We start from the raw sequence: 15,125 nt of genomic DNA, 5'->3' as shown, positions 1-15,125 counted from the left end.
CCCCCCGATCCGGCAGGCACCACCATCCGTACGACGGACGGCGTACCCGAGGAGCTTCGATGACCACCATCTCCACCCGGGCCGCCGGGTCCTGGACGTCCGCGTCGGCCCTGCCCGAGGCCGTCACCTGGTACGGGCAGCACGACAACGCCGTCCCCCTCTCCAACACCGGCGCCCTGCTGGTCGCCGGGGGTGCCGACAGCGCCGGTGCAGCCGTCAGCCAGGCCGCCGTCCGCGACGCCACCGCCGGGACGTGGGTCCCGGTCGGCGCCCTGAACACCCCCCGGCGGCTGCACACCCTGACCCTTCTCGCCGACGGGAAGATCCTCGCCACCGGTGGTACCAGCGGTGCCTCGCGGGGCGCGCCCGCGCTCGCGACGACCGAGCTGTACGACCCGGCGACACGCGCCTGGACCCTCGGCGGCAGCATGGCGGGGCCCCGCGCGGGCCACAGCGCGGTCCTGCTCGCCGACGGCAAGGTGCTCGTCGCCGGTGGCACCACCGTCCGGTCGGCGCAGACCACCAGGGCCCTGCACACGGCCGAGTTGTACGACCCGGTGGCGGGCACGTGGTCGGCGGCGGGCGCCATGACGGAGGCCCGTACGGGACACACCGCCGTGCCCCTCGCGGGCGGTGCCGTGCTGGTCTGTGGCGGGACCGCCCCGGTCGGCAGCGCCGACGACCCGTCCCTCGCCTTCTGCGAGCTGTACGACTCCGGCACGAAGAAGTGGGCACCGACCGGCAGCCTGCGCGCGCCCCGCAGTCACCATCAGGCCACGAAGCTCTCGGACACCGAGGTCCTGGTCACCGGCGGCACCGCGCTCGGAGCACCGGGCGGCGGCCCGTTCGACCCGTTCAGTCAGCGCACCGCCGAGCTGTACGACCTCACCTCCGGGACGTGGAGTCCGGCAACCGACATGCCGTCGGGGCGGGCCCTGCACCGCGCGCTCCCGTTCGGTGAGCACGGGGTCCTCGTCATCGGGGGCGCCGCCGACGACAAGGACGAGGCCGGTTACCGCAGCGCGGTCCTCTACGACGCCGACGCGGACGCCTGGTCCCCTGTCGCGGGCCTTGCCGAGGGCCGGTGGGCCTTCGCCGCCGCTCCGCTGCCCGGTGGGAAGGTCCTCGTCACGGGCGGCACGGCCCGCACCGGGACGGCCGCCGCCGACCCCGACGTGCCCGAGCTGACGGCGAGCACGGAGATCTTCACCGCGGGCGGCGCCTCATGACCGCGAACGCCTACTCGTTCCTGCCCTGGCTGCGTGCCGGGATCGCCACCCGCATCACGGGTGACCCAGGCACCTCGGCGCGCGCCGCCGTCCCGGTCCGGCTCCGCGTCTCGGGCGAGCCCCTCAAGGGCGGACCGCTGGTGCAGGAGATCGAACGGAACGTGCAGCTCTACGGCCCCGGGGACGTCATCGGCATCGACCCGCGCGCGATCTCCCGTACGGAACCGCGGCCCTCCACCACCAACTACGAGCCGAACTACCTCGCCCACATCGAGTTCTGCGACGAGGACTTCCCCTGGCGCTACAGCCCGGCCCCGCCCGACGACGTCACCAAGCGGCTCGCCCCCTGGCTCGCCCTCGTCGTACTCACCGCCGGGACCGGAGCGGACGGCGCGGCCCCGGAGTTCACCGAGAGCCCGCAGGGGAACGGGCCGCTTCCCGTGATCGCCGTACGGGACACCGCCACCACCCTGCCCCGGCCCGAGCAGCTCGGCGCCTGGGCGCATGTGCACGTCAACGGCTCACTGACGGGTCCGGTCGCCTCCGACAGCACGCCACACGCCCTTGCCGCGCTCGCCGAGGTGCTCCGCGCCGACGCGGACAACGCCTGCTCGCGGCTGATGTGTCCGCGCAGGCTCCGCCCGGACACCGCGTACGAGGCCTTCCTCGTACCGGCGTTCGAGACCGGCCGGCTGGCCGGGCTCGGCCTCGATCCGACGGGCTCACCCGGCGCCGTGTACCTGGCGTGGGGCCCGCCCTACCCGGGCCGACCGGCCTCGGGGCGCCTGCCGTACTACCACCGCTGGCAGTTCACCACGGGCAGCACCGGCGACTTCGAGGCCCTCGTACGCCTGCTGCGGCCCCAGCGGCCCGACCCGCGGGTGGGGCGCAGGGACATCGACGTCCACCGCTCGCCCGGCCTCGGCCTGCCCGGGATCCTGACACCGGCCGCACTCGGCGGCGTGCTGCCGATGGGCGGCGCCCTCAAGGTGCCGCAGCCGCCGGGCGCGCCGCCCGACGACGCGGAGAACTGGGACAACTTCCACGACCGGCCACCGCCCGCGGCCCCGTACCCGCACCCCTTCCAGAGCGCCCTGGCCGCGTTGGTCAACCTGGCGGACGACTATCAGCGCCACACCCCGGCCGCGGCGCACGCCGCGCTCGAGGCGCCGCCGATCACCGCCCCGCCGCTCGCAGCGGCGTCCGACCCTCTCCTCACGCCCTCGCTGTACGGCAGGTGGCACGCGCTCACCCCGAGGCTGCTGACCCGTCAGGACGGCACACCCGTCCCCTCGCCGGAGAACCGCAACTGGGTCCACAGGCTCAACCTCGACCCGCGCTTCCGTGTCGCCGCACAGCTGGGCACGCAGGCCGTCCGGGCACGCCAGGAAGAGCTGATGGCCGCGGCCTGGGCGCAGGTCGGCGATGTGCTGGCCGCCAACGCGCGGATCCGCGCCGCGCAACTGGCGCGGGAAGTCGGACACGTACTCCAGACCAAACACCTGGACCCGGCGGGCGGCACCTCCGTGGCGCAGCCGGCCGCCGCCCCGTCGGGGCGCTCGCTCCGGCTGACGGCGCCCGCGCACTCGCGGGTGACGGCCGCCGTGGCCCCGGCCGCGGCGGCCGCGGCGCTCAACGGGCAGGCGGAGAAGGTCGCGATCGGGTTCCGGGTGGCCGCCAGCAAGGTGGCGGGCGCGCCGCTCTCCCCGGCGATGCGGCGGATCACCCGGCCCGGATCGCGGCTGATGCGGACGCTGCCCTTCACCCCGGAGCGCCCGCCGGACGCGCTCGTGCCCCGGATGGACGACCCTGCGGCGGCGGTGACGGCCGCACCTGCCAAGACCGCCCCGGCCGGAATCGTCACGGCGGAACGGCTCGCCGAGGAGCTGCACCCCGGGGCTCCCGCGACGGACCCGGTCGACGGCCTGCCGCACAGCCCCGACTTCCGGCTGCGCGAGTTGAACGACCCGGTGGTGCCGGGACAGGGCGCCACCGACAGCCCCGAGGCGGCCCGCTTCAAGGGTGCGCTGCGCGAGCTGTACCAGGGCCTGAACGTCGCCACCGCCGTGGGAAAGACCCCGCCACGCGCGCGGCTCGAAGTCGCCCTGGCCACCGGTTCGGTGCTGTCCGCGCTGCGCGCCGACACGACGGTGCCCAGGACGCTGCTGGGCTCGGTCGGACTGCCCGAGCGGCTGCGTCCGTTCGCCGACGACTTCATCGAGGCGATGGCGTACCCGGTCTTCGACCTGCCCACCTATCAGGCGATCCTCGACCAGTCGGTGGACGCGTTCGTCCCGAACCTCGGCCTCCTTCCGCAGAACTCGATCACGCTGCTCGCCAACAACCGCGAGTTCATCGAGGCCTACCTCGCGGGCCTGAACCACGAGATGGCCCGCGAACTGCTCTGGCGGGAGTACCCCACCGACCAGCGGGGCAGTCCCTTCCGGCAGTTCTGGGACCCCCGGACCGCGCAGCTCAGGCCGGGAGAGAGCGCCGAACGCCGACGCGAGCGGTGCTACGACATCCCGCCGCTGCACACCTGGCCGACCACCGCACGGCTCGGCCAGAACGCCAACCGACCCGTCGGCTCGGGTCCTCAGAAGGAGGACCTGGTCCTGGTCGTGCGGGGCGAACTGCTCAAGCGGTATCCGACGGCCGCCGTCTACGCGCAGCGGGCCGAGTGGCCGACCGGCGCCGACGGCCTGCCCGACCGCACCCAGGAGCGGGTGCCCGTCACCCTTCCCGGCGAGGACAGGCCACCGCACTCGCTGGTACGTCTTCCGCTGTACGAGGCGAAGATCGACCCCGACATCACGCTCCTGGGGTTCGACCTCGACGCGGACGAGGCGCGCGGTGATCCGCCCGCCGACGCGGGCTGGTTCTTCATCCTCAAGGAGCGCCCCGGAGATCCGAGGTTCGGGGTCGACGACGCGGCGCCCACCCCGGTGGAGGTGTGGAACGACCTGTCGTGGACCGACGTGGATCCGCACGCACGCGGGTTCCTGGAACTCGATCCCCGAGTCACCGTTCCCCTGGTCGGCTTCGACGGCTCCGAGGACGACCAGGAGAAGCGGGAACAGCGCGCCGAGGACGAGAACCTGCCGCTCTGGCACGCGGGGCTCAGCTCCGCCGACCTCGCCTACATCCTCTTCCAGGTTCCGGTCCTGGTGGCCGCCCACGCACAGGAAATGCTGCCGCGATGACGCACTCGACAACGCCCCCGGCCACGTCGCCTAAGCAGACCACGACGCAGCTCAGCGACGACTTTCCCGTCCTCCTCGCGCCCGTACGGATCGAGACCCGGTTCACCCCGACCGAGCTCCTGATCCGGGTGTTCCCCGACGAATGGGCCGTCGACAAGTTCGAATCCCGGCCCACCCCGGCCGAGATCGCGGCCCTCGACGCCTACTGGACGGCGCGCTGGGCCGCGGCGCGCGACCCGGCGGCACTCCGCGCCGCCCGGCAGGAACTGGCGGGACGGATCGCCCCGGGGCGCGCCGCCTGGCTCCTTGGTCAGCGGGTTCCGGCCAACCCCGCCGAGGAGCCGGACGCCGTCCCCGCGGGCACGACGGTGCTCGTGGTCGTCGGCCCCAAGCCGGTGGCCGCCGCGGACCGGCGGCCGACGGTGGCGTACTGGACCGCCGTCTGGCGCGCGCACGGTGACCGCCGCCTCCTTCGGCAGGCCGACGCCGCGCTGCAGACCGCGGTCGGCGCCACCCGGGCCGCCGCCATCCGGGCCCTGCGCCCTTCGGGCGTCGAGGGAGCACCCGTCGGTACGGGCGACGCCGTACAAGTGGCCTTCCTGGTCCTGCCGCCGCCCGCGGCCGGTGCCACGGATCCCGATTCCTGGACCCGCGCCGCGCGTGCCCGTCTGCTGCCCGACCGCTTCCAGGTACTGGGCTACGTCGGCGGAGCTCAGGTGCTGTCCGCGACCGGCGCGGCCGTGCCCGAGACGCTGCCCGTGAGCCCCGACCCCGCCGCCACCGACCAGGTCTCCGTGGATCCGGTCACCGGGGCGCTGCACGTCCCCGACGAACTGCGCTGGCTCACGGACTTCGAGCGCGCCGTCGCCGTCGGCATGGGACTGCGCGTTCCGCTGGACGACCGCACGCGCGGCGGCCTCGACCGGCTGCTCGTCCTCGGCCTGCGCGCACAGCCCGACCCGGTCAAGTCCGCGCAGCAGCTCTCCGGCCTGATCACGCAGCAACTGCGCGGCCCCGACGGCTACGCGCTGCTGCCGCAGGGCACCCCGACCAACAACACCGAACGGATGCCGGCGGGACAGAGCGACGCCGACGAGGCGGAATCGGCCCTGCGTCCCGGGGCGGCACAGGCCGCACGGCCCGCCGACTGGACCACCGGGACCGACGGGCGGCGCTTCACCGACCTGCTCGGCCTGCCGCCCGCCGTCGTCGAGGGGATGCCGCACGCGGACGGCACCGACCAGCGCGAGGCGCGTGCCGCCAACACCGCGCTGTGGCCGGTGACGTGGGGCTCCTTCCTCCGGACCGCCCTGCACCCCGTCCTCGACGCCGAGACCGTCCGCGAGACCAGGGACTTCTTCCTGCGCTACGTCTCCGGGCGGGGCCCCGTCCCGGCCGTCCGGGTCGGCGGCCAGCCCTACGGCATCCTGCCCACCACCGCGTTCTCCCGCCTCACCTGGCCCGAATCGGCGGTCCATATACGCGGCCTGGACCGGCTGCTCGGTGAGGCGGCACAGGACTGGCGGGCGGCGTCCGACAAGGTCGCCCGTCTCGGCAGGCCCCCGCAACCCGGTGAGGATGCCAAGGACCCGCACCAGCTCCTCCTGGACATCCTCGCCCTGCACCCCACCTCGGCCGAGTACCACCAGCGGTACGCGCAGAGCGTCGAGGACATCTTCAACCGCGAGAACCTGGGCGGCCGGGGCTCCGCCGTACTCCCCGCCCTGGACCGGCTGAACATGCCGGGACCGCTGCGCGCGCTCCTCGCCAGGCTCGGGCACCACAACGGCAGCCCGGATCACGACCCCGACCTGCTGCGCAAACTGTTCACCGACTTCCAACAGCCGCTGCTGGCACCGCTGATCGACGACCGGCCCCTGTCGGAGACCGACCCGGTGCACGCCTGCACCCCCGACGGCCGCAACTACCTGCGCTGGCTCGCTCAGGAAGCGGCCCACGGCCTGGACACGGTCCGCCTCGAACTCGGCTTCACCGACGACGCCCCGCCCTCCGCGCTGCTGTACCTGCTGCTGCGGCACGCGGTGCTCGTCGGCTGGGCCGACGCCGCCCGCAACCTCGCCGTCGCCGCCGGTGCGGCCGCCCCCGACGAACTCACGGCCGACCCGCCGTTCGTGCATGTACGGATACCGGATCCCGGCCAGACGCTGCCCAGCGAAAGCCGCTTCCGCAGGCTGTACTCGCCGGAGCCCGCCGTGACGGGCAGCCCCGACCAGCTCCTCGCCGACTTCATCCCGGGCGTGCTCGGCAGCACCCCCGCCACCGCCGAACTGGCCGAACAGATCACGGCACTCGGCATCCTCGCCGACCTGCCCACAGCCCGCCTGGAGCGGCTGCTCGCCGAACACCTCGACCTGGCCACCTACCGGCTCGACGCCTGGCGCACCGGCCTGGCCACCGCGCGCCTGGAGGAACTGCGGTTCGGCGCCACCGGCTCCACGGTGCCCCGTCCGGGCCTGCACCTCGGCGCCTACGGCTGGCTGGAGGATGTCCGGCCCGGCGCGGCGCAGCTCACCCCGGTGGAGCTGACCGGCAAGCTCGCGGAGATCTTCAGCGGTGGCGCGCCGCTCCTGCACGACCCGGACAACGCGGGCTTCGTCCACGCCCCCTCGCCCGGCCACGCCAGGACCGCCGCCGTCCTGCGCGCCGGGTACACGGCCAACGCGGGCCCCGACAACCCCAGCACCTTCGCCGTGGACCTCGGCTCGCGGCGGGTACGGATCGCGCTGAGCCTGCTCGACGGGCTGCGACAGGGCCAGCCGCTCGGCGCGCTCCTCGGCTACCGCCTCGAGCGCGGCCTGCACGACCGGCACGTCGAGGCGGAGGTCGACCGCTTCATCACCGCGCTGCGCGAACGGTTCCCCCTGCGCGCGGGGAAGATCCCCCAGACGGCGATCGATCCCTCCGATGCCGTGCCGATCGAGCAGGTCGAGGCACGCAACGTCGTCGACGGCCTCGCCCTGGTCCGGCACGTGACCCGCACCGGGGTGCCGGACAGCTACCCGTTCGGCCTCGGCGACGTACTGCCGCCCGCCACTGCCGGCCAGGCCGCGGCCGTCACCGCCGAGGTCCACGCGCTCCTGGACGTGCACGACGCCCTCGCCGACCTCGCCGTGGCCGAGAGTGCCCATCAGGCGCTGGCCGGGAACACCGAGCGCGCCTCCGCGACTCTCGACGCCTACGCCAAGGCCGGGTTCCCGCCCCAGCCCTCCGTGGTCGAGACCCCGCGCAGCGGCACCACCCTCACCCACCGCTTCGGACTGCGGCTGCGGCCCGGGCTGCGCCCGGAGAGCCGCGCCACCCCCAGGGCGCAGGCCGAACCCGCAGTCGACGACTGGCTGGCGGGGATGCTGCCCGACGCCGACGACGTCGTCGCGCGCGTCACCTGGACCGACCCGGTGAGCGGGCAGGCCCGGGGCCGCGTCGTCGCCCTCGACGACCTCGGGCTCGACCCGATCGACCTGCTGTGGACGGTCCGTTCAGTGGGCGCCGAGGCGATGACCGACCTGGAGGACCGGATCATCGGCACCGTGGTCGACAAGGACCATCCGCGCCCCGATGCCGCCCTCACCATCGGCCACACCGTCCGCGTCCCCGGCAAGGTCACCTTCTTCGAACTCTCCCCGCTCATCGCCGCGTTGCGCACCCTGCTGACCACCTCACGCCCCTTGCGCACCAGCGACCTCGTGCCCGCCGCGGGCACCGCGACCGTGGACCGCGCCGCCGACGACGCGGTGTCGCTGTCCCGCGCACGGCCCGCCGCCGTCCGCGGCTCCCTCGCCGACCTCGACGAAGAGGCCGCCGACTTCGTCCACGACCTCTCCCCCCTCTACCCGGACCCGCCCGCGCAGCCGTCACGGGCCGCGGTGCTCGCCGCCATCGACGGCTTCCTCACCCGTTACGCCGAACTCGCTACCACGGCGGCCGGGTTCGGGATGGTGCGCAGCGGCTGGGGCGAACTCGTCCAGTGGCGCGGCAGCGCGTACGCCGATGTGCTCGCCGCCGTCGCCACCACCGCGTCACGCATGACAAGGGCGCTGGCCGACGCCGACGCACTCCTCGCCCAGTACGACACGCTGCCGTCCAACACCCCCGTCAGCGAACGCTTCCGTGTGCTCCAGCAGGCCGAACGGCTCCTCACCACCACACCGACCGCCACCCTCCCCAGCAGCCCCGGACAGTTGCGCGGCATCGTCGGCAACCGCCGCACCAGCTTCCGCAACCGCCTCCAGGCACTGAACCAGCAGGCACGGACGACGCGGAGCACGCTCGGCGCACTGCTCGACGACGTCACCGACCTGCTGCCGCTCACCGGCTTCGACCCCGCCGGGCTCGACCTGACGCCCGTCGAGAACCGGGTCGTCGCCTTCGGCAGGCAACTGCTCGACCGGGCAAGCGCGTTGCGTGCCGACATCGCCGTCCGGCTCGCCGCGGCCGATGCCGCGCTCGCCGAGTACGACCGGGCGATCACCGGCCCCGACCGCGTCGCGGCGGCCACCGAGGCGCTCCGGGCGATGCTCGGCCCCGAAGTCCTCGCCGTTCCCGAGTTCGCGCCGCCCGACGCGCTCACCGCCGAGTGGGCCAAGGCGCGCAGGGACAGCGACAAGCTCGTGGAGCACCTGACCCGGGCGCCCGTGAAGCGGGACTTCCCGCTGGACGACTGGATCCACGGGCTCGCCCGGGTCCGCGAGATGCCCCGGCTGTGGGAGCGTGCGGTGCTGCTCGGCTCCGCGCTGCGGGACGACGAGGAGGAGCCCGGGCTGACGCCCGTCCAGCTCCCGTTCCGCCAGAACGACCACTGGCTCGGCATGGAGTTCGCCCCCGGTGCCGCGATCACCGAGGACAGGCTGCTGTTCACGGCGCACTACGCCGACGGCGCGGACGAGGACGAGCCGCACTGCGGACTGCTGCTCGACGAGTGGACCGAGGTGATTCCCGCCGATCTGGAGACCACCGCGATCACCGCAGACGTGGACCGTCCCGACTCCGAACCGCCCCAGGCGATGCTGCTCGTCGTACCGCCCGTACGGACCGGCACCTGGGACACCTCCGACCTGGTGGCGGCGGTCCACGAGACCTTCGACATGGCGAGGGCCCGCGCCGTGGAGCCCGTACACCTGGAGGACAGCGCGTACGGGCACCTGCTGCCCGCCACGCTCATGTCCGCGACCACGCAGCCGATCACCATCAGCACCGATCTCTCGATCGCCAACGTGCGCTGGAAGGCCGACCATGACTGAGCCACGCATCACGGATCTGGCCGGCGCGCTCCGGGACCGTGCGCACCCCGCCGTCGGCGTCTGGAACCGGCTCGAAGGCAGGCCGCGCACCACCGACTTCGACCGCGCGCTGCGGGCGGAGGTACGGGACGCGCTGTGGCTGCTGACCCGCCAGTGGCAGCTCGGCGAGTTCCAGGGCGCCGACGCGGGCTCGCCGGTGACCGCGCGGTACGCCATCACGACCAGCACGCCGGGCCGGTTCCGTCCGGAGGGCGGGCCGGCCGAGCCGCTGCCCGCCGACCGGCCCCTGGAGACGGTCGCCGAACGCCGTCCGCTGCCCTTCGTGTCCGGTTCCGAGCGGACCTCCTTCGATCTGCGCCTCGCGCTGGGCCGCCGCTGGCGCAAGCTGGTGTCCGACCCGCCGGTCTTCCGCGCGCACGACGTACCGGAGCAGTTCACCGCGCGCTACCCGGTGGCGCTGCCCGACCCCGCCGACGAGGCCGACAGCGCACTGGTCGCGCACCCGGAGGTCTGGGCGACCATGCAGGCGCTCGCCGGGCGCCGCATGGACGGCTACCTGCTCTACCAGCACCTCAAGGCGGGCGGGCGGGCCTCGGACGGCATCGATCTGCCCGGCCCGCACCGCGCGGCCCTGGACGCGCTCGCACCCCGGCTGACGTCCTGGTTCGACCAGTTGATCGACCAGCCGACCGGGGTGACCGCGGAGCGGCCCGACGGCGACGCCACCTGGAACGCCCGGCGCCTGGAGCACTCCTTCGCCGTCTCCGCTCCCGCCCCCGGCGGGGGCGAGCAGGTCCTGACGGCCGCCGAGTACCCGGGCGGTGAGCTCGACTGGTACGCCTTCTCCACCGATCCCGGCGGCTCGCTCGGCGGGACGGGCCCGACGCCCGTACCGGCGGGACGCACCGTATTCCCGGCACCCGTCGGCTACGCCGGGATGCCCCTGCCGCGCTGGTGGGCGCTGGAGGACGGGAACACGAACTTCGCCGCCGTCACCCCCGACAGCACCGACCTCGCCCGGCTCGTCTTCCTGGAGTTCGCACTCGTCTTCAGCAACGACTGGTACCAGCTCCCCTGCGACGTACCCGCCGGAACGCTCGCCACCGTCCAGGGACTGGCGGTCACCGACGTCTTCGGACAGCGCCGATGGATCACCCCGGCGGGCACGGGCGAGCGGCAGGACTGGCAGCGCTGGTCGATGTTCACGCTCGGCGCCGACGGCGGGACCGGCCTGCTCCTGCCGCCCGGCACCCCGAAGGTCGCCACGGGCCCGGCGCTGCAGGACGTGGCGCTCGTACGGGACGAGAACGCCAACCTCGTCTGGGGCATCGAGCAGACGGTCCAACTGGCGGACGGCGGACCGCGGGGCGGCGACGAGGCAGCCGCCGAACACCTGGCCCAGCGGCGCAGGCTGCACCCACCGGGGCCCGTCGACGAACCGCACGCCGACGTCGCCTACAAGATCGCGAGCCCCGTCCCCGAGAACTGGATCCCTTTCATCCCCGTACACGTGCCCGGGGACACCCGGAGCGTGCAACTCCAGCGCGCCGCGATGCCCAGCGAGGTGGACGGCACCCCCGTCCGGCCACGCACGGCCCTGCTGCGCGAGGGACTGGACGCGGGGCGGCCGTACTTCATCAACGAGGAGGAGGTCGCGCGCACCGGCACCCGGATCACCGTCGCCTTCAACAGGACCCGGTGGCGGGACGGCCGCGTCGTCGTCTGGCTCTCCGCGCAGCGCGCCACCGGCCACGGCGAGCGCTCCAGCGGCCTCACCTTCGACGTTCTGACCGATACCGTCGTCTGACACTTCGCGCGCGGCCGGTCATTCCTCCGCGTCGCGGACCAGGAGCGCGATCTGCACCCGGTTCTCGGCCGCCAGCTTGGCGAACAGGCTGCCCGTGTGTGCCTTGACGGTCCCGACGCTGATGTGCAGCCGCTCGGCGATCTCCGGGTTGCCGAGACCGTCCGCGATGGCCCGGGCGGTGTCGAGTTCCCGTTCGGTCAGCGCGGACAACTGTTTCCGCGCGGCTCGGCGGGACGAGCGGCGGGTCCCGGGGGACTGCGGCCCGGTGGCTGCGGCGATCACCCGTGCCGTGGCCGCCGGGGACAGCACCGGGTTCCCGCCCGCGACCGTGCGCACCGCGTCGAGGATCTGTGCGGGCGGGGTGTCCTTCAGGACGAACCCGAGGGCTCCGGCGCGCAGCGCGCCGAGGACCAGGTCGTCGGAGTCGAACGTGGTCAGCATGAGCACCCCGGGCGGCGTCGGCCGGGCGAGGAGTTCCCGGGTCGCGTCGAGGCCGTCACGGCCGGGCATCCGGATGTCCATCAGCACGACGTCCGGCCGATGCTCTTCCACCACCGTGAGCGCGGCGTCCCCGTCGGCCGCCTCCGCGACGACGGTCAGGTCCGGTTCGCCGTCGATGACGAGGCGAAGCGCCAGGCGCACCAGTTGTTCGTCGTCGACGATGACGACACGCACCGGCTCCCGCTCGCTCTCCACTCAGCTTCTCTTTCCGTGGTCGTGGTGCGGCCAGGGTAGCCGCGCGGTGAGGACGTATCCGCCGTCGGGTGTCGGGTGGTGGCTCAGTTCTCCGTCGGCGAGGGTGATGCGTTCGGCGAGGCCGAGCAGGCCGAATCCTGATGCGGGCGGTCGAGCGGTCGTCGTCCTGGTGGCCGGGGAGTTGTGGATGCTCGCGAGCAGTTCGTCACCGGCTGTTCCCTCGACGGTGACGTGCACTTGGGCGCCCGGGGCGTGTTTGGCCGCGTTGGTCAGTCCTTCCTGGATGACCCGGTAGCAGGTTCGTCCCACGACGTCGGACGGTTTCCCCGTCACCGTGGTGGTGAGTGTGACGTCCACTCCGGAAGCGCGGGCGTCGGCCACCAGCTCCGGGATCCGGTCCAGGGAGGGCTGCGGCGGCTCCGGGCGGCCCGGGACGGCGCGGAGCACGCCGAGGACGTCTCGTAGTTCTTCCAGCGCTTGGTGGGAGCCGTCGGCGATGCCGCGGATCAGCATGCGGTTCTCCTCGGCGCTGAGGTTCCCGCGGTGGTCCAGCACTCCGGCCTGCATGGCGACCAGGGAGATCCGGTGCGCGAGCACGTCGTGCATCTCCCGGGCGATGCGGTTCCGTTCCAGGGCCCGTGCCTGGGCCGCACGCGCGGATTGTTCCCGTTCCGTGCTCTCCGCCCGCTCCCGCAAGGACTGCATCTCGACGCGCCGTGCGCCGATGGCCACGCCGACGGCCACCGCGATGCCCGCGCACAGTGCCGTGGGTGCGAGTTGGAGCCATACCGAGCCGGGCGGGCTCGTGACCGGGTAGAACACGAGGGTGAGTTGCGACGCGGCCACGAAGCCGAGCGCGACGACTCCGATCCGCGCCGGACGGCGATGCGTGGAAATGGAGCACAGAGCCAGCAGCGCGGCGCCGATGGCGAGTACCGAAGCACCCGAGGCGACAGCGACCGTCATGGCGACGGCGAGCGGGAACCGTCGGCGCCACAGGAGCGCCGTCAGGCAGCCGAGTGCCACCAGCGGATCACCGGTGACGAACCAGGAGCACGTGCCGGTCGCGCACCCCCGCGGCAGCGCCGCGCCGGTGGAGAGCCAGAAGAAGATGCCCAGGGCGGCGGCCGCGACCAGCCGCCCTGTCTGCTGCCACCCCCCGAGCCGTGGCGCGACGTCCGTGTTCATCCGGTCATTGTCGCGAAGCTGTGCGGCCGGTGCAGCAGCCCCTGGGCCAGTCCCGCCCCCTCCCGGAGTCGGATCACCACTTCGACTTCGGTCGAAGGTGACTCGACCCGTAGGGCCGATGCGCCGGTGACGCCGGATGAACAGACTCACCTCCGTCACCCGCTCGTTCCGGCGCACGACCGCGTGCGTCGCCCCAGGAGGACACCAGATGCGCAAGACCCTGTCCCTCGCCCTCGCCGCCACCGCAGTCGCCGCGGCCGCGATGTCGGGAGCCCCGGCAGCGGCAACTCCGGACACACCGACGGCCACGACGGACTCCCTGAAGTGGGGCCCGTGTCCGCAGAAGGCAGGATCACAGAAGACAGGAGCGCAGAAGACAGGAGCGCAGGACGCCGCCGCGCCCCGTCTCGAGTGCGCGACGCTCGACGTCCCGCTGGACTACCGCGCCCCCGAGGGCAGGCAGATCGAGATCGCCGTCTCCCGGCTGGCGAGCCGGGACCCTTCGAAGCGCCGCGGTGTGCTGCTGACCAACCCGGGCGGCCCCGGTGGCTCCGGGCTCGACTACCCGGCACTGCTCGCCGGTGCCGGGCTGCCGAAGGCCGTCCTCGACTCCTACGACGTGATCGGCTTCGACCCGCGTGGTGTCGGCCGCAGCACGCCGGTCACCTGCGACCTGACCCCGCGGCAGCAGGCGCGCGGCAACTTCCCGCCGTACGCGCACACCGCGGCGGACGTCGCCAAGGAGGCGCCCTACGCGCGGACCATCGCCGAACAGTGCGGCACGTCCCGGACGGCGTGGATGCTGCCCCACACCACCACCGCGAACACCGCACGCGACATGGACCGGATCCGCGCGGCACTGGGCGAGCCGAAGGCCTCCTACCTCGGTGCCTCCTACGGCAGCTACCTCGGCGCGGTGTACACGACGCTGTTCCCCGGGCGCAGCGACCGGATCGTGCTCGACAGCAACATGGGCCCCGGCGGCTACGACCTGGGGAACTTCCGCCTGCTCGGCCGCGGCATGGAGGACCGGTTCCCGGACTTCGCGGCGCACGCGGCCGCGCACCCCGAGTACGGGCTGGGCAGCACACCGAAGCAGGTGACCGCCAAGTTCTTCGAACTCGCGAAGCGGCTGGACGCCAAACCGGTCGGCGGCATCGACGGGACGCTGTTCCGCGGGGTGACGTTCGATCGTCTCTACGTCGACGGCCTCATGCCCGAACTGGCCGAGGAATGGCGTGCCTTGGACAAGGGCGAGCCGCTGCCGCCTCCGCCGCCGCTCTCGGAGAACCTCCTGGCCAGTCACTTCTATGTGACCTGCGGTGACTCGCGTTGGCCCGGCAAGGTCCGGGACTACCAGCGCAACGCCGCGATCGACCGGCTGAAGTACCCGAAGCTGGGCGGGAGCACCGGAAGCATCAAGCCCTGCGCGTACTGGCCGGACAGCCGGGTCGAGCCGCCGGTGCGGATCGGTGACAGCGGCCCGTCGAACGTACTGATGGTGCAGAACGAGCGCGACCCCGGAACCCCCCTCGTCGGCGCCATGAAGCTGCGGAGGGCACTCGGCGACCGGGCCACGATGGTGACCGCCGATCAGGGCGGGCACGGTGTCTACCCGTTCGGCCGCAACATGTGCGCGAACAACTCGGTGACGGCCTTCCTGGCCGACGGACGGCGTCCGGCCGAGGACATCGCCTGCGCGGCGGAGCCGGACAAGTAACGACCTGGCAGGCGTCCCGGCCCT

7 protein-coding genes are annotated in these 15,125 nt (G+C 73.5%); 5 read left to right on the top strand and 2 right to left on the bottom strand.

What is annotated here, in order from left to right; all coding sequences use genetic code 11:
* The first annotated feature begins 59 nt into the window (after positions 1–59).
* Genes AOK03_RS06840 through AOK03_RS06825 form a run of 4 tightly spaced genes read left to right on the top strand, consistent with a single transcriptional unit; the run spans position 60 to position 11,497 of the window.
* A complete protein-coding gene (locus AOK03_RS06840; RefSeq protein ID WP_055564265.1) occupies positions 60–1,229 on the top strand; it encodes a Kelch repeat-containing protein in 1,170 nt (389 codons plus the stop codon).
* A complete protein-coding gene (locus AOK03_RS06835; RefSeq protein WP_055564264.1) occupies positions 1,226–4,432 on the top strand; it encodes a hypothetical protein in 3,207 nt (1,068 codons plus the stop codon). Before AOK03_RS06840 ends, AOK03_RS06835 begins: the two co-directional genes overlap by 4 nt.
* Entirely contained in the window at positions 4,429–9,690 is a 5,262-nt protein-coding gene (locus AOK03_RS06830) for a hypothetical protein (RefSeq protein WP_055564263.1), read from the top strand. Before AOK03_RS06835 ends, AOK03_RS06830 begins: the two co-directional genes overlap by 4 nt.
* Positions 9,683–11,497 (top strand): hypothetical protein, encoded by a 1,815-nt coding sequence (locus tag AOK03_RS06825; RefSeq protein ID WP_055564262.1) that lies wholly within the window; start codon positions 9,683–9,685, stop codon positions 11,495–11,497. Before AOK03_RS06830 ends, AOK03_RS06825 begins: the two co-directional genes overlap by 8 nt.
* Before the next feature lie 18 nt (positions 11,498–11,515).
* On the opposite strand, the gene AOK03_RS06820 is transcribed toward AOK03_RS06825, so the two are convergent.
* A complete protein-coding gene (locus tag AOK03_RS06820) occupies positions 11,516–12,193 on the bottom strand; it encodes a response regulator transcription factor (RefSeq protein ID WP_055564261.1) in 678 nt (225 codons plus the stop codon).
* On the bottom strand, positions 12,194–13,381 hold the full coding sequence (locus AOK03_RS06815) for a sensor histidine kinase (protein WP_055564260.1): 1,188 nt from the start codon (positions 13,379–13,381) through the stop codon (positions 12,194–12,196).
* A gap of 208 nt (positions 13,382–13,589) precedes the next feature.
* On the opposite strand from AOK03_RS06815, the gene AOK03_RS06810 reads away from it, so the two are divergent.
* The gene (locus AOK03_RS06810) at positions 13,590–15,101 is read left to right on the top strand and encodes an alpha/beta hydrolase (protein WP_055564259.1); all 1,512 of its coding nucleotides are present in this window, start codon (positions 13,590–13,592) and stop codon (positions 15,099–15,101) included.
* Positions 15,102–15,125: the final 24 nt, after the last annotated feature.

It is taken from the genome of Streptomyces atriruber (assembly GCF_001418325.1).
Lineage (GTDB): Bacteria > Actinomycetota > Actinomycetes > Streptomycetales > Streptomycetaceae > Streptomyces > Streptomyces atriruber.
The sequence above is the reverse complement of the archived record's forward strand: the minus strand, read 5'-3'. Positions and strand labels throughout refer to the sequence as shown.

Bases quoted from the DNA above. Each gene is read 5' to 3' on its own strand.
- AOK03_RS06810 (WP_055564259.1), top strand. From the start codon at position 13,590: ATGCGCAAGACCCTGTCCCTCGCCCTCGCCGCCACCGCAGTCGCCGCG.
- AOK03_RS06825 (WP_055564262.1), top strand. From the start codon at position 9,683: ATGACTGAGCCACGCATCACGGATCTGGCCGGCGCGCTCCGGGACCGT.
- AOK03_RS06840 (WP_055564265.1), top strand. From the start codon at position 60: ATGACCACCATCTCCACCCGGGCCGCCGGGTCCTGGACGTCCGCGTCG.
- AOK03_RS06835 (WP_055564264.1), top strand. From the start codon at position 1,226: ATGACCGCGAACGCCTACTCGTTCCTGCCCTGGCTGCGTGCCGGGATC.
- AOK03_RS06830 (WP_055564263.1), top strand. From the start codon at position 4,429: ATGACGCACTCGACAACGCCCCCGGCCACGTCGCCTAAGCAGACCACG.
- AOK03_RS06815 (WP_055564260.1), bottom strand. From the start codon at position 13,381: ATGAACACGGACGTCGCGCCACGGCTCGGGGGGTGGCAGCAGACAGGG.